The 19981-nt window shown below is 45.3% G+C and carries 24 protein-coding genes; all 24 read left to right on the top strand.

The features are described from left to right. The 24 genes from DW085_RS10735 (at position 1) to DW085_RS10850 (ending at position 19609) form a co-directional block, all read left to right on the top strand. Complete coding sequence (locus tag DW085_RS10735) at positions 1-402, top strand: hypothetical protein (RefSeq protein WP_118492704.1); 402 nt, start codon at positions 1-3, stop codon at positions 400-402. A gap of 24 nt (positions 403-426) precedes the next feature. Beyond that, positions 427-699, top strand: a complete 273-nt coding sequence (locus DW085_RS10740) for a hypothetical protein (RefSeq protein WP_118492706.1) — start codon at positions 427-429, stop codon at positions 697-699. Between the two features lie 67 nt (positions 700-766). Continuing rightward, positions 767-2137 carry a hypothetical protein gene (locus DW085_RS10745; RefSeq protein WP_118492708.1) on the top strand — a complete coding sequence of 457 codons (1371 nt, stop codon included), beginning with the start codon at positions 767-769 and terminating at the stop codon, positions 2135-2137. 128 nt (positions 2138-2265) lie between these two features. After that, a complete protein-coding gene (locus DW085_RS10750; protein ID WP_118492710.1) occupies positions 2266-3603 on the top strand; it encodes a VirB4-like conjugal transfer ATPase, CD1110 family in 1338 nt (445 codons plus the stop codon). Positions 3604-3736: 133 nt separating this feature from the next. Beyond that, positions 3737-4009, top strand: coding sequence for a hypothetical protein (locus DW085_RS10755; protein ID WP_118492712.1), 273 nt, complete (start codon positions 3737-3739; stop codon positions 4007-4009). A gap of 110 nt (positions 4010-4119) precedes the next feature. After that, positions 4120-4509, top strand: coding sequence for a hypothetical protein (locus tag DW085_RS10760; RefSeq protein ID WP_118492714.1), 390 nt, complete (start codon positions 4120-4122; stop codon positions 4507-4509). A gap of 70 nt (positions 4510-4579) precedes the next feature. Continuing rightward, positions 4580-5776 carry a hypothetical protein gene (locus tag DW085_RS10765; RefSeq protein ID WP_118492716.1) on the top strand — a complete coding sequence of 399 codons (1197 nt, stop codon included), beginning with the start codon at positions 4580-4582 and terminating at the stop codon, positions 5774-5776. A 168-nt stretch (positions 5777-5944) separates the two neighbouring features. Further along, entirely contained in the window at positions 5945-6412 is a 468-nt protein-coding gene (locus DW085_RS10770; RefSeq protein ID WP_118492718.1) for a PrgI family protein, read from the top strand. Between the two features lie 339 nt (positions 6413-6751). Beyond that, positions 6752-6877 carry a SipW-dependent-type signal peptide-containing protein gene (locus DW085_RS10775; RefSeq protein ID WP_118492720.1) on the top strand — a complete coding sequence of 42 codons (126 nt, stop codon included), beginning with the start codon at positions 6752-6754 and terminating at the stop codon, positions 6875-6877. A gap of 277 nt (positions 6878-7154) precedes the next feature. Continuing rightward, positions 7155-7685, top strand: coding sequence for a hypothetical protein (locus DW085_RS10780; RefSeq protein WP_118492722.1), 531 nt, complete (start codon positions 7155-7157; stop codon positions 7683-7685). A gap of 334 nt (positions 7686-8019) precedes the next feature. Beyond that, positions 8020-9516: a hypothetical protein gene (locus DW085_RS10790; RefSeq protein ID WP_118492725.1), complete on the top strand. Its 1497-nt coding sequence runs from the start codon at positions 8020-8022 to the stop codon at positions 9514-9516. Positions 9517-9607: 91 nt separating this feature from the next. After that, the gene (locus DW085_RS10795) at positions 9608-10387 is read left to right on the top strand and encodes a glycosyltransferase family 2 protein (protein WP_182430869.1); all 780 of its coding nucleotides are present in this window, start codon (positions 9608-9610) and stop codon (positions 10385-10387) included. Next, positions 10380-10613, top strand: coding sequence for a hypothetical protein (locus DW085_RS10800; RefSeq protein WP_118492728.1), 234 nt, complete (start codon positions 10380-10382; stop codon positions 10611-10613). Before DW085_RS10795 ends, DW085_RS10800 begins: the two co-directional genes overlap by 8 nt. Before the next feature lie 29 nt (positions 10614-10642). Further along, entirely contained in the window at positions 10643-11365 is a 723-nt protein-coding gene (locus DW085_RS10805) for a hypothetical protein (RefSeq protein WP_118492730.1), read from the top strand. A 303-nt stretch (positions 11366-11668) separates the two neighbouring features. Next, the gene (locus tag DW085_RS10810) at positions 11669-12667 is read left to right on the top strand and encodes a helix-turn-helix transcriptional regulator (protein WP_118492732.1); all 999 of its coding nucleotides are present in this window, start codon (positions 11669-11671) and stop codon (positions 12665-12667) included. A 64-nt stretch (positions 12668-12731) separates the two neighbouring features. Beyond that, the gene (locus DW085_RS10815) at positions 12732-14258 is read left to right on the top strand and encodes a hypothetical protein (protein WP_118492734.1); all 1527 of its coding nucleotides are present in this window, start codon (positions 12732-12734) and stop codon (positions 14256-14258) included. A 262-nt stretch (positions 14259-14520) separates the two neighbouring features. After that, complete coding sequence (locus DW085_RS10820) at positions 14521-15612, top strand: type IV secretory system conjugative DNA transfer family protein (protein ID WP_243034005.1); 1092 nt, start codon at positions 14521-14523, stop codon at positions 15610-15612. 31 nt (positions 15613-15643) lie between these two features. After that, the gene (locus DW085_RS10825; protein WP_118492738.1) at positions 15644-16732 is read left to right on the top strand and encodes a helix-turn-helix domain-containing protein; all 1089 of its coding nucleotides are present in this window, start codon (positions 15644-15646) and stop codon (positions 16730-16732) included. Further along, a complete protein-coding gene (locus DW085_RS10830; RefSeq protein ID WP_118492740.1) occupies positions 16729-16926 on the top strand; it encodes a hypothetical protein in 198 nt (65 codons plus the stop codon). The genes DW085_RS10825 and DW085_RS10830 overlap by 4 nt, the downstream gene beginning before the upstream one ends. 164 nt (positions 16927-17090) lie before the next feature. Beyond that, entirely contained in the window at positions 17091-17435 is a 345-nt protein-coding gene (locus DW085_RS10835) for a hypothetical protein (RefSeq protein WP_118492742.1), read from the top strand. 174 nt (positions 17436-17609) lie between these two features. Then, the gene (locus DW085_RS19800) at positions 17610-18221 is read left to right on the top strand and encodes a phosphoadenosine phosphosulfate reductase family protein (RefSeq protein WP_243034002.1); all 612 of its coding nucleotides are present in this window, start codon (positions 17610-17612) and stop codon (positions 18219-18221) included. Beyond that, positions 18221-18691, top strand: a complete 471-nt coding sequence (locus DW085_RS19805; RefSeq protein WP_243034003.1) for a hypothetical protein — start codon at positions 18221-18223, stop codon at positions 18689-18691. The genes DW085_RS19800 and DW085_RS19805 overlap by 1 nt, the downstream gene beginning before the upstream one ends. 203 nt (positions 18692-18894) lie before the next feature. Continuing rightward, complete coding sequence (locus DW085_RS10845; protein ID WP_118492744.1) at positions 18895-19443, top strand: hypothetical protein; 549 nt, start codon at positions 18895-18897, stop codon at positions 19441-19443. Then, entirely contained in the window at positions 19418-19609 is a 192-nt protein-coding gene (locus tag DW085_RS10850; RefSeq protein ID WP_118492746.1) for a hypothetical protein, read from the top strand. Before DW085_RS10845 ends, DW085_RS10850 begins: the two co-directional genes overlap by 26 nt. Positions 19610-19981: the final 372 nt, after the last annotated feature.

Raw genomic sequence — 19981 nt, forward strand, 5'->3', positions numbered from 1 at the left:
ATGAGGACAGAGATCCCGTCAGTGAAAGAGATTTTTCTGGTCGAAGACCAGAACGCCAGGAATGTTTACGTCTTAAATGGATTTTCCAGGATTGAGGTCGCGGATGAAAGAATCCCGCAGGACTGGAATATTGCGGAAGGGACGGAAGACTTACAGGAGACACAGGATGAGGAGGGTATGGCGCAGGCAGTCGGGGATCCGCTCTATTCCATTCGGGTCTATTTCCCGGATGAAATGGTTGTCATCCTCGGGTATTACGAAGCGGCATATGATGCAAAAAAATACCGCGACAACATGCTCCAGGCGTTCTTAAACGGAGAGGCTTTCTTTTCACTGGCGCCGGATGCGGATGACCCCACGATCGAACCGATGAACATGACACCTGAGCAGACAAGCCGGTAAGCGAGAAACAGGAAAGGAGATCGAATGGCAGTTTATAAAAAGAGGCTTCTGACTGCAAAGCCGGATCAGGCGGAAGAAGAGCCAAGTTTAAAAAAACGCTATGAAGCAAAACCAAAGGAAGAACTCACGGTCCAGAGCCGTGGATTCATCCGTTTGAGAAAACTGTATTTTAACGTGATGAAAACGGTCATGGGGGTCTTTGCCATGATCGGGGCAATTTCGATCCTGCGTCCGGAACTGCGCACGGTCCTGATTGGACTGTTGGCGGAAGCGATCCGGGAATTGCAGGGATTTTAGAAAAAAATGATGCAAAAGCCGTCCAGGAAACCGGGCGGCTTTTTTTTGCTGTGTACCGCGATGGAAAATGTGCCAAAAAGTGTTATCCGCAAAACGTGACATAGAAAAGGCGGATGAGTCGGGCTGTTTTGCCGGTGAGGCATTCAGAAAAGTTTTACATACTGATAGGGAAACCGGACCGGACCGCCCGGGACCGGAGCTGAACAACATAAAAGAAAGGAGTGCAGCAGATGCTGTTTGGAAAGAAAGAAAAGAAAAAGAAACAGGATCAGAAGATGCAGGCGACAAAGATCCCGGTCGCAAAAACGCAGAGCGCCTCGGGAAAAAGGAAGAGAGCGGATTCCAGTCGAAGTTTGCCGGCGACGTCGGAAGCTTAACGGAACCAAAGCAGGAGCGTGAGATCGCATCACCGAAGGAAGCGACTCTGGAAGCCCCGGGAAACCGCAGAAAGACCCGGACAAAAGCAAAGAACACCAAGCTTGACAAGGCGAAAAAAGCGAAGATCAAGGCCATGCGCATCCCGAAAAGTTCCCAGGATACCCTGCCGTATCTAAAGGTATTCCGTAACGGAATTTTCATGTCGGAAGACGATGTGTATACCAAGACGTATACCCTGACAGATGCGAACTTTAAAACAGCCACGCAGGATCATCAGGATGAAATGTATTTTGCTTACGGTGACCTTTTAAACTACTTCCAGCCGGATGTCCGGCCGCAGTTTACGATCTTTAATACTAAGCTTGACAAGGAAGTGTTCCGCGAAAATACGCTTTTTGAAGATCAGAACGATGGCGCGGATGACTTGCGCCATGCCATGAACGCAGTTTTAGAGGAGAAGATCAACGAGGGCCAGAACAATATCGTGCAGAAGAAATTCATCACGGTGGGCGTAGCCGCAGAAAACATCCAGGTAGCAGCCAATGTATTCAGCCGTGTTGATACGGAGATGGTGCCAAAGATCCAGCAGATCAACGGCGACAACAATACCGAGGCATTAAACCTTGTGGACCGTTTGACATTACTCTACAACATCTACAACCAGTCAGCTACCATGCCGTTCTATAAAAAAATGGATATGGGCGGCAAGGTGAACGAGACTTTCAATCTGGAATACATGTTATCACTCGGACTTACGACCAAGGACCTGATCGCGCCGATGGATATCCAGTTCTACGACGATTATTTCCTGATCGATGACAAGTTCGGACGCGCGCTTGGCATGCGTACCTACCCGACTCAGCTATCCGCGGAGATCATGACAGACTTAGCAAGCGTACCGTGCACGGCACTTACAAGTGTCCATTTCTCCCCGATGCGTCAGGATGAGGCGATCACGCTGGTCCGCAACCAGATGTTAGAGGTAACCCGTAACATGGCGACATCCGCGGAAAAGAAGGTTAAAAAAGGCTTAAGCGGCGATTTCGTCCCACTGGAATAAAACAGCAGAAAGAAGATGCTGACAAAGCTTTTAACGACTTTACTGTCCGCAACCAGAAATCCATCCTGGCAACCGTTGTCAGCGTCATCTTTGCGGATACGTACCAGGAACTGGAAAACTACACCAAGATGGTGATCAATAACGCAGAAAAGCATATGTGCGGCATGACAAAGTTGAACGGACAGCAGGAAGCAGGGCTTGCATCCGCAGTACCGCTCGGCGTCAACCGCCTTTATCAGAACCGCATGTTAAACACCGAGGCCGCAGCCCTTTTTATCCCGTTTGAAGCGCAGGAGATGAACGAGCCGCACGGACTCTATTACGGCGTTAACCAGACCTCCCATAACCTGGTTGTTGTAAACCGCCTGGAGGCGCAGAACTCCAATGGTCTGATCATCGGTATGTCCGGTTCCGGTAAGAGCTTCGCAGCGAAGATGGAAATGGCACAGGCGTGGTTAAAACATGAAAAGAATGAGATCTTCGTCATCGACCCGCAGGCCGAGTATAAGCCATTGTGTGAGCGCTTAAACGGCCAGGTTATCCGTATTGCACCGGGCGGCACGACCCATATCAACCCGTTCGACATGGACCTTGACTACGCAAGTAACGGCGATGGTACCAGCAGTGATGACCCGGTAACCGCAAAGAGCGACTACATCGGCGCGCTCTGCGAGGCTGCGATCGGAGGTCATTACGGCTTAAACCCGGTACAGCAGTCCGTTATCGACCGCTGCGTGCGCCAGATCTACACCCCGTACTTGGAACACATGGACAAGCTCCGGTTATCCGGCAGCAATGTGACCTGCGACCGCAGCGTGACGCCAACCTTAAAGGATTTCTATGAAATCTTAAGAAGACAGCCAGAACCAGATGCGGACTATATCCGAATCGCGTTGGAAAAATACTGCGTCGGTTCCTACGATACGTTCGCCCATCACACAAACGTGGATACCAACCGCCGGTTTATCGTATATGACATCAGTGATATCGGAACAGGATTAAAGGAAATGGGTATGCAGGTTTGCCTGGAGGATATCTGGAACCGTACGGTCGCAAACAAAAAGCGCGGCGTGCGCACCTGGATCTTCATCGATGAGTTTTACCTGTTAACACAGTCCGAATCCTGCGCAAGACATCTCATGTTTATATATAAACAGGCAAGAAAGTTTGGCGGAGTTCCGACAGGAATCACTCAAAATGTAGAAGATATGTTAACCAACCGAGAATCCCGTGCGATCATCAACAACTGCCAGATGGTGCAGATGCTGAACCAGAGTGATGCGGACCGGAAGGAAATTGGCACGATCTTGCACGTATCGGAAACCCAGCTGGATTTCATCAAGAACGCCCAGTCCGGACACGGACTGATTTGGTACGGAGGATCCCTCCTGCCGTTCGCAAATAAGTTCCCGACGGAATCCCCGTTCTTTGAACTGCTGTCCACGAAACCACAGACGCAGATCTAATGTCTATCCGGATGACCAAAAAGTGTTATCCGCAAAAAAGATGCCGCCTGATTTTCATTCCGGAATGCGCCGAAAAAACGCGTTCCGGAAAAATGGATTAGTACAACATACTGATGTCGAGGAGGGGAAAAGGATGAAAGTACTTGAGGACGGGACCGTCACCATGACGTTTGACGAATATGACTCCCATGTGGAGGACGCACAGGAATGCGGCTACCAGTTATCCGCGACCTGGTACCCATCCATGGAGACGGCCATGCGGATCATGGAGGATTTCCCGCATAATGTACTGTTCGCGATCTGGCTTCTGGAATCCAACCCATCGGTGATTTTAAGCCCGAAGCAGAAAGAAGTGAACAAATATCTCCGGCGCGGAATGCGTGAAATGCTCGTGCTGGAAGAATAGTTTTTTGTAACCTGAATGTAGCCCCATAGCGGGATACAGATAAATGGGATGCCCGATTATCTGACGGGCAATTCCCGAGCGATCAAAATATCATAAGGAGGAGCATAAAGATGATGAGATCAAAAACAATGTGCGCCGTCAAGGATAAGGCCGGGGAGATGATCAATAAAGCCGGCGCGGTTGCAACTGCCGCGGTCATGATGGCAAAGTACCCGTACGTATTCCTGGCAGCAAACGGACTGCCGGATGTAAAGGTATCTAATAATTTGGCACAGAATTTCAGCGACATGAACGCGGTCATGAGCATTGTCATTGGCCTTGCAATCTGGATCTGCCGCATCACCGGTGTCGGCATGCTGATCTGGGGTATCTACGGATACGTCACTGCAAGAAAAGACGGTGAAGCAGAAGCAATGAACGGCGCATTAGGCAAGCTGATTTCCGGTGCGGTCCTGATCGGTATGCAGGGTATCTTACATGCATTAGGCATTGTTGCTTAGTGGATCGCGCACACAAGATTCGCACCCGGACAGGACCCCTGGCCGGGTGTTTGCGTAAGGAGTGACAACGATGCAAATTAGAAGTAAAACAAAAAAATATCAATGGATATTTGTAATGATATTGATGTGTTTCCTTCTATTTACGGGAGGCCACGCAGTTTATGCGACGAATCCTCCGGCTGAAGGGAGCACAGAAACGGATTCATCGGAAGAGCCAGATTTAACAACGATTTCAGGATACGATGAGTACATGGCGGAACAAGCGAAAGAAGCCATTCAGGATCTTTCAAACAAAGCTGCTGAAGAAAAATTGATTGACGCGCTTCGTGATAAATTGAGCGATGAATCATTAAATACTGTCAATGACGGTAATAAAATCATCAATGAAATCGCGAAGGAACAATCACTGAATGCGAGCGTATGGAAATCACTTTTTTCGAAAGCCTGCGAGAGTCACAATGTTCCAAAAAACAAAAAAGAGGTTGACGCTACCGCTAATGCATTAAACGACGCAACAAATAAACTCCATATCTTGTGGTGGGATGGCGATGACACCGGAACAAACACAAGCGCGATGAAAGTGATGATTGAAAAGTTGCTCGACTCAAGTTCGCCCGCTTATGCGGTCATGAGTATGTGTACAACCTTAGGTGCCACGTTATGTCTCGTTTTTAGTGTGATGAACATCATGGAAAAGGCGACGGAGCGTTCTGTATCGACAGAAGCTTTGTGGCGCTCGTTTTTACAAATGTGTTTGGGCATTTGGATTATATATAACTGTTTATATATTGCAATGGCAATTATTTACATCGGCGGAAATGTAATCTTGAGGAGCGTTATCCAAGCGGCTCAGCCTGCCAGTGTGAATGGAGCGGCGATTAAAATGCGCATAGCAATGTGGGAAACGGTTACAGCAGCAGCCAATGATGGTGGAATCACGGGATTAAAAGGCTCTGTTGCGTCGGGTGGCTGGGGAATGATCACGCAGTTTCTTTCTAACTCCATGTCATCCGCTGCTGATGCGTTTTATGGCATTGCATCTGGGTGGCCAAACCCGGTCAAAGCCGTTATTAATTTTGTTGGAGGAAATGTGATTAACGGCATCATTTCATTAACGGTTTACGCAATCGCTATTGAAACCTGTATACGATTCGTCTTTACCCCGGTTGCCGTTGGTGATATGTTTTCTGAAAAATTCAGAAGTTCAGGTGTACGCTGGCTTAAGGGACTGGCAGCATGCGCATTACAGGTACAATCGTATATGTAACAGTTCTTATCGGAACGAATTTAAGAGATGTGCTGGAATCTGGTGCGGCAATCCCAGGATTTTCTCCAGTAACATCCGCATTGGTAAATTTTACCATGATCGGATTCTTCGCTAAATCAAAAAGTATAGCAAATGAAATTGTCGGCACACATTAAGGAGGTAATATAAATGATCATTATGCCGGTACCAAAGGATGTGCGCTCCTTTAAGCCAAAATTCATGGGGCCGTTTACCAAACGTGAGGCGATCGGCGTATCCTGTGCTGTCGCCCTGGTTGTAATCACTTATGCGATTATTTCCCCGTTCGCGAGCGCAATGACGATGACGCAGCAAGCGACAATTGCTATGATCCCGGCAGCCATTCCGTTGGCATTCGGTTTTATAGATATTCAGGATATGCCAATCTGGGTCTATGCTTGGAATATGATTGTCCAGAATTTCCTTGCTCCGCGCCACCGGGTTTATAAAACGGCGAATATTTTTCAGGAATTCGCAGTCCGCAATAAGATCCGGATGGAAGATTTGGATGATGAGATCGTGACAACGCCAAAGGAACGAAAAAGAAAGAAAAAAGAATATGAGGCAAAGCTGAAAGAATTCGTGCAGACATTCCCGGAATATGAGGAGTTTAAGTAGGCGGAAACGAATTGGTATGGGACTCGCGAATGGTAGCGGGTCCCATACCTCAAAATTTACTTTTTAAAATCGCTCCATTTTGGATATTTCAAAATTTGTGAACCAAAGTGGGTTACAAGAATTGGCTTTCGGATGACAAGCATCAGAACCGGAATGCACTTCTCCGAAAGTTGAATGCCGAAGGGAAAAATATGAAGTAAATTCGATATTCCATTTTGGATAATGGATATTTTTTGAGAAACATCCAAAATAGCGGCAAAGCCGCATGGATAAAGGGTTTGCAGAGATTTTCTATTTTGGATATAAAAAGTGGTTTTTGAAAGGAGGTTTTTTCTTTTTATGAGAAAATTAAAGAAGCAGCTGCTTCGGGCAATAATCGCCTGCGGGCTTGTGGTTTCCGTGGCAGCCGGAAGCACCGTGGCTTATCTGACCGATACCGAGACACTTTTAGAACTTACTTTTTAAAATCGCTCCATTTTGGAAATTTCGAAATTTGTGAACCAAAGTGGGTTACAAAAATGGAATGGATCAGGTTACAAGAATTCCAAAAATCGTTATCCGCAAAATGGGTTAGCGTCAGTGGAACGCATTTTGGATATGTCCCCCAAAATATCCAAAATAGAATATATATCTTTATACAATCACAGAATTTACTCACTTGTTTGTAGATATAAAGCACATGAGGCCGGTCACGGAAATTCCCGTAGCTGACCTCACATTTCAATTTTAGGAGGAAATAGAGATGCAGATGATTTCAGAACATGCTGGGATGCTGGAGCTGTTTGACCGGCAGAGAAACCACACAGATCCAGCACAGATCAGCGTGAAGACGGATAACAAATACTGGTTTACGATCGAAAGTCACAGTCTGCTCGTCAGCCCGCGCACAGTACTGCGCCATTTCGAACTGAACACGCCGTGGAACTTTGGAAGACTCGGACAGACCTATGCTCATGATGATTATGGCCTGGATGACTATTATGATTCCGCATCGGACTTCGCGAAGCGGCACGGCATCCCGCAGCAGACTGTATCCAGGCTTATAGCTCAGGGTTATACCTACGAGGATATCGAACAGGGAAAACACCTGAAGGTGGTGGACCATCTCGGGAACCGTTATAAGTCGAAGGCAGCCATGGCAAAAGCTTACGGGATAAGCAAATTCGTCTTCGACAAACGAGAAAAGGCTGGGTGGAGTCTGGAGAAGGCTCTAACCACTCCGACTGATACCTCGAAACAGCCGATTAGCCGGATGAAACAAACAGACGAATGATTCCTCATGATATTTTATCTCCCAAATCGAATGTTATATCTCCCAAATCGAATGTCATTTTGGGAGAAACGAAAAAAGAGGAGGAACCGAAAAAACAGACGATCAGCCGGAATAACGGCTCGTCTGAGATTTCAGAAACCGAGAGACTCCGGCCATGTAAGGCCGGAGCTTTTTTATGCCAAAAATGAAAGAAATGCGACATACTGTCGATGAAAAATCTCAAAACGAAAAGGAGCATATTATGGATCGCCTCGAATCTCCAAAGCGCCCCAGTCCATTCCTCGCTGAAATCCTATTTTGTACGGTCTGGTTTATCCTACAGGGTATAAAAGGAATGGTGGATACAGATGTCTTCTATATCATTTCCACGGGAAATTATATCCTGTCCCATGGGATCCCACATACAAACCCGTTCATCGCGACGCCTGGGATGCCAATAATCATTCAGAACTGGGCGTACTGTGTCATGATCGCATGGGTGAAACAGAGTTTCGGGACAGCCGGCCTGTTTATCCTGACAGTTCTTATGATCGCCGGAGTGTATCTGGTGGTCCGGAACCTGGTCGCAAAGACTACGACTGACCCATGGGTGCAGCTTATTTGTACCGTCATCCTGACAAACCTGTTCGGGTATCTGAATCTGCGCCCGGAGATCCTAACGTTTCTTCTGATCATCCTGGAACTTTATGGGATCGAAAAATACCAGCAGACCGGTAAAAAGCGGTACCTGGGAACGATCCCGGTGGCGATGTTTGCTGAAATCAATTTTCATGCGAGTTACTGGGTCATGCACCTAATCGTCCTGCTGCCATACCTGGTGAAGTTCCCATGTAAACGCGTGACACAGACCTGCATGACCGGCACAATGCGCAGAACGCTGATTTTCGCAGCCATTCTCTCCATGCCGGTCCTGCTCGCGAATCCATACGGACTGAAGAACGTGACGTACGTGTTTGACGCCATGGCTTCGGGGGCTTTAAAGCTGATGAAGATCTCGGAGCTACTCCCTTTTGCGCTGAATGACATGACTTACGTTCTGCCGATTTTTGGCACGATCCTTTTGTTCTTTTACGGACTGGAGCATTCAGTGGATCAGACGGAACAGGGAAAGATACTTACCCTGACGTCAACGGCTGTATGGATGTGGGGAGGGTTTCTTATCCTTGTCATCTCCAAAGCAAAATGGTATCCGTTTTTCATGCTTGGTACCCTGTACTTATTTAGGAATATGGGGAACACCATCGAAGATGCCATGATAAAGTTGTGGAGCAGGATTCGGCTTGATCGGGCTACGAAACTTGTACTGGCAATCTGTATGGCAGTCCTGGTAGTTGGACTGGGAAAAGAGAGCGCAAAGCCTCTCCGGATGATTTTCACAAACCAGCCATTGACGGATGTGTATTTTGCAAGATACGCAGATGATACTATGCTGGAAGACTGGAAGACGGTTCGTCAGACCGTAACCGAAGACCCGGATTCCGATATCTGCTGCCTGCCTCCGGAATACAACCAGTTTTTTGAATATGAAGGCTTCCAGGTGTATATCGATATGCGCCCGGAGCTCTATATAAGCAAGAAAGGGGAAGGAGGCCGCAGCATCCTTGAAAACATGGTTTCCCTTTATAACATGCGAAGGAACTTAACGGACACGAATCTATCTTTCCCACTCCTGATGCAGAAAGAAAAGAAGAATGAAAAAGAGAGCCGAAAACCGGAAAAAGACAGTGATTTTTTAAGTGCAAAGGAGTACGAGGCACTGGTCTGGGATATTCCGGCCCATTACTTCTTACTGGCAAATGCGACCGCGGCGGCATCCTGGGACTGTTCTTAGAAGAACATGACGGAGAATACAAAAAATCATACGAAGGGAAAAACATGATCTTATACAAAAGAAGATGAGAAAAATGGAGGAGGTGAGGAAGATGCCAGATATGCAGATAGCAGTCCTGATTCCGTGCTATGACGAGGAAATGACGATCGAAAAAGTCATCACTGACTGGAGACACGCACTTCCAGAGGCGACCATCTATGTTTATGATAACAATTCCGATGACCGGACTGCCGAGATTGCTTTAAAAGCCGGAGTGACAGTCGGATATGAACCAGAAAAGGGAAAGGGAAATGTGATCCGGAGGATGTTTGAGGAGATCCAGGCAGACTGTTACATCTTGACGGACGGCGATGATACGTACTCAGCAGACAGGGCCTTAGACCTGTTACGGGGGATCCAGGAAGGCGCCGATATGGTCATCGGCGACCGACTCTCCACGACCTATTACGAAGAGAACAAAAAGAAGATTCACGCGTTCGGGAACCGGCTCGTACAGCGTTTGATCAACCGGCTGTTCCATGCGGATATACCGGATGTCATGACCGGATGCCGAGCGCTTAGCCGGGAATTTATAAAGCGTTTCCAGCCACAGTCCCATGGATTTGAAATTGAAACAGAAATGACAATCTTTGCATTGCAAAGTAAAATGATAATCCGTTCCGTGCCGATCCAGTACCGGGATCGGCCGGAGGGGAGTAAGTCGAAGATCCACGCCATAAAGGACGGAGTGAGGATTCTCCACACCATCTGGAAGATGCACTGGAGGGGAAAGTCGGGAAAACAAAAAAGACGGAAGAAAACAGGGGGTGTTCCCGGGGAACACCCCGATGAACGGATCATGAACCGGTTAGGAGACGGACATCATGAGTGACGCCAAAAAGAGCATAACGCTCACAAAAAGAGAAAAGGAATTCCATATCGATGCGGATTTTAACGGACAGGAGCTTTATGAGGCGCTGGTTGCTTTAATTGGCTATGTTAGAGGACATCCGCAGTATCCATCTCATATTTTGTTCGTATGCGGGGCGGTGCGCATCAGCACAACGAGATTAATGAGGGAAAAGAGATTATTTGGAGAAAATAAGGTATTTACATAAAACCAATCTATTTAAAGGAGGATTTAAGATTGAAAAAAGTTATTATTGTATTAGTCAGCGCTATTTTATTGGTCGGATGTAAACAAAATACAAGCTCACCAACTGTAAGTACACAAGAGAAATTATATTCTGAAAGCGAGGTAAGTGACATTAAAGAGTCTGTAGCAGAATCCATAAGAGCTGAATATGAACCATCGACCTCGGAAATGGCTGCAGATTTTGAATCAGAAACACAAACAGAATCGATAGTGGAAGATCCGTGGGAAAATGGCACTTTAACAATGATTGGATTGGAAGATATGCCAAAACCAAATGATTCCTATCAGGCATTTGCAGAAGCGTACAACAAAAGTGAGCATGATCCAGTAACGGGGAACCCATATACAATTCGATCATGGGAGATAATGTTTTCTGATTCATTATATCAAGATTATAAGAACGTTTTAATTGCGTATTTATTAAATAAATGCCCATATATGATAGGGCAAGAAATGATAAAATATGAAAATGGTACTTCCAGAACAGAATTTTGTATCGTTAAGAGTACTGAAAAACAGATGGGTTACGTAGGAAGTGCTATGATCCATGTGTACGAAAATCAAGTATATTTTATTACGTTTCGACCTGAATTTAATGATTGCCGCATTTCAATCCAATCCGGCAAAAATGCTTGGGGCAGTATTTATAATATTGGAAAGAAATGCGGGCCAGAACTTGATGCAGCGATTATTTCATATATCAATCAGTTATGATTTTACCTAAAAACCATAAAACTTGGAGATGCCTTAAAACCCGCTTTGGGTTGTGTCGCTCGCCGTTTTACCGAAATGCTCAGGAAGTCTGCAAGTTTGTAGCTTGATAAGGGTGCTTAAGGTGCGATAACAAGCATGGCTTAGTGCGGGAAAAATGGAAATATGTAAAACATCGATGTGAGGGTCGATACCATAAGCGAAAGTTGTAAGTGAAAAATTGCTCTTATTTTTTAGGCTTTGTGGTACTAACCCTCCCGCATTGTTATAATACGGCTAACCAGAAAGTAAAGGGGAGAATAGAATATGACACTGTATTTATTTTTAAAAAACGCGAGGGAACGCTGCAACATGACGCAAGAAGCGCTCGCGGAAAAAATTGGTGTATCACCCACGACAATCCAGAACTGGGAGAAGAAAACACTGCCGGATATAAGCCACTGGCCCGCAATCCTCGAACAGTTAAACCTCTCCAAGGAGGAATTCTTCGAACACTATGAAAATACCGCACTACCAGATGAGGAAGAAGGAAGTGTGTCGTCCTTTCCGGATTTTTTGTTCCCGGATAACATGGTTAACCAGATTAAAATGATGAAGTTGACCGCTGATGAGCAGGAACTGTTAGGATTGGAAGGACTGTATAGCGCGACATACAACATGAATGAGTATCATGAATTCAAGACTACGGAAACAGGCTCTTTATCAATATTGCCTTATGAATATGTGCGTAGAGTCGGTGCGTTCCATGTTATGAACCTGAGCGATTCTTTACATAAAAAAATTGGCGGATACCGCAATTATGTGATAGCACAGATCAAGATGAACCCAGAGAAACCGTTCGATATCTTTAAATGTTCTGTGGTGCAGTTGCTTCACCTGTGCGATGAGATTGAAGTCGATTATTACAACGACTGCCGACATCATCATTATAATTGGGGTACTGAATTAAGAAACATCATAAAGCTTTTGGAATGCATCGCGGATGCAGACAACTCACTGGTCATCGCCGAAGCCAATAACAACCATTGGACAAATAATTGGAAGGAATACGATAACTATTCATCTTTTGCTAAGAGCATTGAGTCCCATAGCGAACAATGGATGAAAATTGTAGAAAAGGAATCCGAAAATCCAGACTATCTTGAAGCGAAAGAAAAATATGAAAAAGACAAGCGTTTCTACGAGGAACATGCATCCATGATGGATCATGCCCCTGTGCCGCCAGAATATCATGGAACAAAAAACGTAGAAATGACCGAGCGTGGACAGCAGCTTTTGGCTTGGTATAAGGAAAACATCAAATAAACGTCGCAGATAGATCTATGTGTATTAGAAGATCTGTTTCGAAAAAGAAGGGGAGATAAACAATATGACAAAAAAATTCAGCATTCCGCCCAAAACCAATATTCTGGCCGAGGGCATTCATCCAGATACCTGGGAACGGTTATGTATGACTGCAGTATTACAGCAGAAACCAAAGCTTTTGGTCATGGACTGTAATTCCGATGTTGTCTTGCAGTTATCCGCAAATAGTCTTACAAAATTGGGGCACAGTATCCACGTACTGGACCCGGAACAGCCCGTATGCGATGGCATTTATAATCCGCTTGGTGTAACATCAGAAGCGGAAGTCTTCCGCATGGCGAGAGAGTTGGCTACGGATGCAGCAACTCCATTGTCATTCACACGGGCGGTCAGTTTCTCACTGTTGCAGGCGATCATGCTGTATCTGATCCGGTACCGGTCAAAAGAAGAACAGACTTTAACCATGGTCTTAAGACTGCTCATGGCAGAAATGACAGAGACATCATACTATGCAAACACAAAACTGGATCGGCTTTTTGATGGTGTACGCGAGCTGAACTGGGATGATATTTGCGTCGAACATTACGATGTTTTCCGCAGCCTTAATGACAGGGACCGGACATCCATTGCGGCTCTTTTATACACGCATTTAAGCGAACTGACCGCATCATCCATACAAAGTTTTATCGGTTCCGATAAAGAAACAGCTAAGGATGCGCTAAATCAGAGAAATTTCCTGGAGCACTGTAGCTCCAATGCGGCCTTTTTCTTGTCGCATTTTCATACGCCGGAGACCGTGCCGTTACGGGCAATCATCTGTAGACAGATCCTGTATACACTTGCATACGGAACCAGTAATGGGACTTTTTATCCAGGCATGATCATGCTTTCCGGAAAATTAGCGGAGCTGATGGATAAGAACATGCTGGCAGCATTAAACAGACGGGGTATCTTTGCCATGCTGGATCTTCCGCATGGTTCCAGTAAAAAGGACGAACTGGGAGTGATGTGTCATTTGCTTACAGAAACGCCAGCCCTGTTCCGAAAGGGGATGATTATGTTAGATCAGTCCGCCCTTCAGAGTCCGGCCCCGGATAAGCTTTCCAATTGGAATGACTGCGTGCCTAACGACCCGGAAAAGGTTTATCATCCGCGTTTGGTGGAGCGGGACGACGTTAAGCGGCTGGAAGAAGTGAGAAAGAAAATGGAAGAAAAACAGAAAGAAAATATTGAAAAGTTGTCTGTCGAATTTGAGAAGAAACGGAAGGATGACCGTATGCCGAGTGCCAGACCGATTTTCAGCCCGAATGACTTAACCGACGAAAACACGGAAAGACCACACGGGAAACCGAAATATGGACAAAAGAGAGTAGCCAAAATACCGGTAATGGACGGGAACTGCGAAGATATAATCAAGGAATCAGATGCGACCATTATCCACAAGGAAAAACCGACCCAGTTCCGGGAAGTGACGCATGAACGCACAGGTGAGATGTACCACGTACCATTCCCCTCAAGACTTAAACCGATGCCAGCGCAGAAAGGTGCAAAGGATGCAAGCCCGGTCGCCAAGCTGGACGAAGAATTGTAGTTTGAACGGTTTTAGACAACAGGCAGGACTTCGGTCCTGTCTGTTTCGATCCAAAAAAGTGTTATCCGCAAAAATAAGAAAAGCCAATATTCGACATATTGTGAGAAAGCCATCAGAATAGCAGCATCGGAAAGGGACAGAAAATGGAGCATATCAAAAAACTGTTGCAAAGAATTCACAAGAAGTGGGAGCGAAAGGCACGAAAAGGCGTAGAAAAGAATCGCCAAGGGGATACTGGTTGGAAGAACGAAGTGAGAAAAAAATGGAGCCATCGAACATAAGCGAGATTCTTCTGTCTGCGCAGATCAAATTGCAGGCAAATACCGAATCGGACCCAAAGGGACGCATCATAATTGCAATCGGAGAGGCTGGAAGCGGAAAAACCTTTCAGATAGTCCGCCCGAACATGTTGGGCTTTCATTCGTTGATCGTAACTGATTATTACGGAGAACTGCAGAAAGATACCGAAAAATCATTAAAAGAGGCGAGATGTCGAGTGCAGAAGTTTTCTTTCGATGATCGGGAGAATTCTTATCGTTACAATCCATTTTGTTTTGTCAATACAAAAAAAGATGTGGAAGAACTTGCTTCGGGTATTCTGGATAATCTGTATATCTTAAGCGTTGATGAGATAGAAGATGAGAAGGTGCGAGTTGCAGGACAGGCGTTTTTGTGCATGATGATTGCGTATACAATAGAGTGTACAAATCTGGAAACGCAGACATTTGCCAAAATGTTTAAAGCTGTCTGCATGGTGCGGGAGAATATGGAAACTTTGGAAAGACTGCCTAAGGTGCGATTTCCGCGGAACTCACCCATATGGTATGACTCGTTTCTGAAAGAATTCCGGTCGTTTTCAGAAGATGAAAAGCGCATGGCATGTGAATGCGTGCACACCTGCTTAATGAGATTTCTGTCGGAACCAATCAAAGAACTGACGGCGGAAAATACAATTAATTTTCAAATGTTCCAAAAGGGAAAGACTGTGTTATTTCTTCCTTTTGCATTCTTTGAGCCGGAATTTCGGGTACTCCTCAGCATTTTCTGCGCACAAGCACTAAAATATTTTGCAGAAGAAGAGAAAAAAGCAGAAATTCCGGTCATGTTTGTGCTGGATGATTTTTGGCAGCTCGGAGAAATTCCGGGAATCGTGGAAAAGGTAACGGTCGCAAAAGAGAGGGGAGTCTCTTGCCTGCTAACTATGCATACGGTGGAAGATTGTAAACGTCAAACAAAAGATCCAGGAAAAGAGTTGCTTGCATTGGCAGACGCTGTCGTATATACAGGTTCGTCGGAACCCGACACAAGAGAATTTTTCTCTGATTGGATCAAGTCCCAAGAAAATGATGGATAGTCAATGTAAGGATGAGTGAGGTGATACCTAAATGAGAAAATACAAGCATTATATATTACAGCATGAAGTGATGACTCCGGCAGAGGTTGGAGAAGCGCTGGGCGTAAGTCGTCAGCAAGTTAGTAATTTGGTCTCGCGTGGGAAGTTGCCAGTAGCTAAGTCAGTACCGGGCTGCACGCTTTTTTTAAGAGATGATGTTGAGGAGTATCTGATAAAGCGCAAAAAAGTGAACGTTATTTCCCCAAAAGATATTTTTGAAGGACCAACGCATAAATGCGTTGACTACGTCAGAATGCTTCCAACGCCAAACAGTATTGGGGCAGTTTTTCTTTTTTTTAATCCGGAGGATGCTATTAACTCGGGATTTTACACAACGCACGAGGTGGCGAAAAAAGATGTATTAAGCAAAATTAAAGCTCCCCAGTGCGTGTTGAAGTACGACGATCTTACAGAGGTGTGGATTCAGGGAATCACTTGTGGATATTCGGGAACTAGGCCGAATGGGGCATACGATATGTTAACAGAGATTCTGGGGGTTGCTCCGGATGAGGCGGAAGCTGTTTATACGCACAAAAAGCTGAGGTATATACGTGATTTTTCGGGGTGGATCTGTAGTGCAGATGATGGCTTGTATCCTAGCGAAAGAGAAAAAATAGATCAGATTCCTTTGGGTGACCAGGCGGCATACTATTTATTTAACGGTAGTATCACTGTGTTGAGAGATCACGTGCAGGTGCGGTGGCTGTATGATGATGCGGCACAGTTCGTCAAAAGCCAGTTATCTTTTGTTGGTACTCCGTCAAGTGTTACGCTTATGGATCGTGAGACCTGCTATAGGACGGGACATTTTATTGCCAGTACAGCAGGAGATAAAATTTATCCGGTAATTATAAAGGGGGTGTCAGGCCGAGAGGTTTGGCTGGATATCGATGTAAAGGAGAGTATCGCACTGAAAGATCAGCAGACAGTCATGGATCTGTTAGCTCAGTTTGACATACGTTTTCCAGAAAATGAAGTCGAAAAACTGCCTGCATTTTTGGCGCAATTCTTTAAAAAACCTGTATATTTGAAAAAGTTCAATCGGCAAAAAAGCATGAGGAATGGAGGCGTGAGTATATGACGTTATTAATGAGAGATAACGAAAACCAGAAAATAGGTGCCAACAGACTGCGTAAAAGCAGAAAAAGGCATAAAAGAATGGAAAGAGAAAATAAGGCGTTTCAGCAATTAGGCTGGGGCGTCTTTTTTTTGTGCTTAGGCGGACATGCCTCACGTCATGCATGGCAAGCAGATGTCATTCCGGCCCATTTTTGACCAAAAAGTGTTATCCGCAAAAAAACGTCCCGCCTTGATCGGACATACTAAAGGGGATCCGCCTCAATCAAACTTGAGAAAAATCCCGCGCAAAAGACAGATCTGTCGATAATCAATTCTATAAAGGAAAAGAAATAAAGAAAAAACAGGAAGGAGAGAAAAATATGCATCCGAACCAGTTTTTCAATCATGTAACGATGTTGGATGAGTCATTTATTCCAGGTGGCGCTCAGGCGCTTTTGGCGTCAGCCCATCCAAAAAATTTCCTGCCGGTCCCGGTGCGGCTTCCGGTATACCGGATCAGGATCCGGTTCCAAACAGGAAAAGGAGTCTGCAAGACAGCGGAAAAATACGCAGTATTGCCGCCAGCTTACGATAATCCGGAATTCATCGACGAATGGCTCAATATGTTCCTGGAAGACTATAAGAATGAGAACAAAAGGGATATGATAGGTCTGGAACTGGACGGCTTCGAGAAACTCGGAAACGCCGTCCTCACAATTGGCTAAGAAGATCCATCGTGTGCATAACGCCTTTCATTAGGAAAGTTGCCGCGATGATCCGGGATGCGGATCGTTGACATGGCCGGATCGAAAAAATATGTGACAGCGGTGTAAAAAGACACTCACCAAGCATGGCTTTGCCTCACCTCAAACGAAATCGTATGAGGATGAGGAAAGTACATGATGGAAAGGAAAAAAGCCAATACACTCAAAGAATTATTAAAGGACTGCCCGCAGAATCTTGCGGTTTTAAAGATGTTTACAAAAACATGGACGGTCGTGAATGATCCATTATATGAACACATCGCCTGCAAGATCTCAGGTGGGTCAGACAGTGATGTGATGCTGGACGCCATTTGGCGGTGTGATAAAGAAAGCAAGGTAACCTATGTGTGGTTTGACACCGGCCTGGAATATCAAGCGACAAAAGACCATTTAGCGTATCTGGAGAAACATTACGGCATCCGGATCCGGCGGGAAAAAGCAGTTCTGCCAATTCCTCTGTCTGTAAAAAAATACGGGACGCCGCTTATCAATAAACGCGTTTCTGATTATCTGGAACGCCTGCAGCGGCACGGTTTTATGTGGGAAGATGAGCCGTATGAACAGCTGGCAAGGAGCTATCCGAACTGCCAGACGGCCTTACAATGGTGGTGCAACACCGCAAAATCTGAGCAGTTCTGCATCGCACATCATAAAGGACTCAAAGAATTCCTGATTCGGGAGAAGCCGTCCGTGCGATTTCTTGCAAATGCTGCGAATATGCGAAGAAAAAGGTCGGTAACCGGGTAATGAACGAAGGAAACTTCGATCTGGATATCATTGGCGTTCGAAAAGCAGAGGGCGGGCCGCGCGCTACCGCATACAAAAGCTGCTTTGACCGGCGTTCCGAGAACTGGCAGGAGGATAGGATCGGATGGGATACTTACCGACCGCTTTTCTGGCTGACAAATGAAGACAAACGGCAGTATGTGGAAACGTACCAGATCGCCCACAGCGCATGTTATACCCGGTACCATTTAAAGCGCACGGGCTGTGCCGGATGTCCGCTTGGACGGGACATCCAGGCAGAGCTGGAAGCAATCCGGGAGTTTGAACCGAAATTTTATGCAGCGTGCATGCATACATTCGGCGCTTCTTATGAATTGACTGAGCGGTACCGGAAGTTTAGGCAGAACAGGTGTAACTCGACTTATCAGCAAATAGAGTATTTAGAGAGCGGAAATAGGATGGTGGTGAGAGACGTACTTACAATTTTATAGGTTTCATGAAGCGGGTTACAAAAATGAGATGAAATTGTAAAAAACCAACATTTTGTTACGCGCAAATTTTGCTCCAAAAACCGCACGTCGCTGACACATACTGAATACGTCACAATAAAAAAAGAAATCGAGAAAGGAGAAAAATGCGAAAAAAAGTTTGTGTTAGATGCAGGAAAATAGTATAATAAAAGAAAGGAACGCAAATGATAACATTTATTTTCGATGAAATGGTTCCCTGTCTCAAAGATGCTGAAACAGGTGAAATCTACGAAACTGAAGTGATTCGATTAGTTCGGAAAAGTTTTTTAGCCAAATACAACTCTAAAACTGGGTGGTATGTTAACTGGAGCAAATTTGATAAGGATACTGAAATTTATGCCCTTGTACTGAAGGGCACTGTTGACATTCAGGGATTAGTGGCGATTCGTTATGACGCTGGCGCTCAATGTGTGTATCTCGCATGGGGCTGCACAGCACCACAAAACAATGTTTGGAAATATGGCAAACAGAAGTACATAGGCGTTGGTGGTCATTTATTTGCTATTGCTGCTGAATTATCTGTCAAACATGGATATGATGGATTTGTGTATGGAGACGCAATGGATCGCGAAATATATCAATACTATGTTGACCAGTTTCACGCTGTTCCATTACCGAGTTCCGAACATCAGTATCGTTTTATGCTGTCTGATGATGCAACACAAAAAATCAGGGAGGTATATGATTATGCGTGGAGTGACGAATGCATTTGAAAGTGATAAAATCGCTAACGATTTTATCAAAAAGAATGAGCGTAACATCTATAGCGGCGGATTCATGGAACCCTTTGATGTACGCGGATATGCAAGGTTTATTAAAGAACATCAGTTATCAGCCAAGGATATTACGTCTGAAATTATGCAAAAATTTGTTAAGTAACCCTAATATTAACTGATTTCATGGTCCATTCCATTACGAGGGAATGGGCCATTTTTGCCAAAAAGTGTTAAGGCATTATAACCCAAAGCTTCATCAACAAGCTGGATCACCTCAATAGACCCATATATGCCTTGCCCTTTGCAAAAAATAAAGAAAAAGCGATGCATTCACCAATCAGGCCCTGACCACATTTTGTGGTCAGTTTTTTTATTGAGTGACGTCCTCTCATGACTAAAGTCACGAGCTTCCCTGTGAGAATTCCTCACGGAAAGGTATCGTTCCCATAGATTGAGACTTCCCTTATTTTCCGGGCATCACCATTCCCTAAGAATGGATATAGACCGGGTTTTACGGGTTTGGGGGATGCGTTCG

The sequence above is a fragment of the Clostridium sp. AF50-3 genome (genome assembly GCF_003477445.1).
GTDB lineage: Bacteria > Bacillota > Clostridia > Lachnospirales > Lachnospiraceae > Otoolea > Otoolea fessa.

What these genes read in the sequence shown, in the direction of transcription:
- DW085_RS10735 (WP_118492704.1), top strand. Translation starts at nt 1, where the DNA reads ATGAGGACAGAGATCCCGTCAGTGAAAGAGATTTTTCTGGTCGAAGAC.
- DW085_RS10740 (WP_118492706.1), top strand. Translation starts at nt 427, where the DNA reads ATGGCAGTTTATAAAAAGAGGCTTCTGACTGCAAAGCCGGATCAGGCG.
- DW085_RS10745 (WP_118492708.1), top strand. Translation starts at nt 767, where the DNA reads ATGTGCCAAAAAGTGTTATCCGCAAAACGTGACATAGAAAAGGCGGAT.
- DW085_RS10750 (WP_118492710.1), top strand. Translation starts at nt 2,266, where the DNA reads ATGGTGATCAATAACGCAGAAAAGCATATGTGCGGCATGACAAAGTTG.
- DW085_RS10755 (WP_118492712.1), top strand. Translation starts at nt 3,737, where the DNA reads ATGAAAGTACTTGAGGACGGGACCGTCACCATGACGTTTGACGAATAT.
- DW085_RS10760 (WP_118492714.1), top strand. Translation starts at nt 4,120, where the DNA reads ATGATGAGATCAAAAACAATGTGCGCCGTCAAGGATAAGGCCGGGGAG.
- DW085_RS10765 (WP_118492716.1), top strand. Translation starts at nt 4,580, where the DNA reads ATGCAAATTAGAAGTAAAACAAAAAAATATCAATGGATATTTGTAATG.
- DW085_RS10770 (WP_118492718.1), top strand. Translation starts at nt 5,945, where the DNA reads ATGATCATTATGCCGGTACCAAAGGATGTGCGCTCCTTTAAGCCAAAA.
- DW085_RS10775 (WP_118492720.1), top strand. Translation starts at nt 6,752, where the DNA reads ATGAGAAAATTAAAGAAGCAGCTGCTTCGGGCAATAATCGCCTGCGGG.
- DW085_RS10780 (WP_118492722.1), top strand. Translation starts at nt 7,155, where the DNA reads ATGCAGATGATTTCAGAACATGCTGGGATGCTGGAGCTGTTTGACCGG.
- DW085_RS10790 (WP_118492725.1), top strand. Translation starts at nt 8,020, where the DNA reads ATGGTGGATACAGATGTCTTCTATATCATTTCCACGGGAAATTATATC.
- DW085_RS10795 (WP_182430869.1), top strand. Translation starts at nt 9,608, where the DNA reads ATGCCAGATATGCAGATAGCAGTCCTGATTCCGTGCTATGACGAGGAA.
- DW085_RS10800 (WP_118492728.1), top strand. Translation starts at nt 10,380, where the DNA reads ATGAGTGACGCCAAAAAGAGCATAACGCTCACAAAAAGAGAAAAGGAA.
- DW085_RS10810 (WP_118492732.1), top strand. Translation starts at nt 11,669, where the DNA reads ATGACACTGTATTTATTTTTAAAAAACGCGAGGGAACGCTGCAACATG.
- DW085_RS10815 (WP_118492734.1), top strand. Translation starts at nt 12,732, where the DNA reads ATGACAAAAAAATTCAGCATTCCGCCCAAAACCAATATTCTGGCCGAG.
- DW085_RS10820 (WP_243034005.1), top strand. Translation starts at nt 14,521, where the DNA reads ATGGAGCCATCGAACATAAGCGAGATTCTTCTGTCTGCGCAGATCAAA.
- DW085_RS10825 (WP_118492738.1), top strand. Translation starts at nt 15,644, where the DNA reads ATGAGAAAATACAAGCATTATATATTACAGCATGAAGTGATGACTCCG.
- DW085_RS10830 (WP_118492740.1), top strand. Translation starts at nt 16,729, where the DNA reads ATGACGTTATTAATGAGAGATAACGAAAACCAGAAAATAGGTGCCAAC.
- DW085_RS10835 (WP_118492742.1), top strand. Translation starts at nt 17,091, where the DNA reads ATGCATCCGAACCAGTTTTTCAATCATGTAACGATGTTGGATGAGTCA.
- DW085_RS19800 (WP_243034002.1), top strand. Translation starts at nt 17,610, where the DNA reads ATGATGGAAAGGAAAAAAGCCAATACACTCAAAGAATTATTAAAGGAC.
- DW085_RS19805 (WP_243034003.1), top strand. Translation starts at nt 18,221, where the DNA reads ATGAACGAAGGAAACTTCGATCTGGATATCATTGGCGTTCGAAAAGCA.
- DW085_RS10845 (WP_118492744.1), top strand. Translation starts at nt 18,895, where the DNA reads ATGATAACATTTATTTTCGATGAAATGGTTCCCTGTCTCAAAGATGCT.
- DW085_RS10850 (WP_118492746.1), top strand. Translation starts at nt 19,418, where the DNA reads ATGCGTGGAGTGACGAATGCATTTGAAAGTGATAAAATCGCTAACGAT.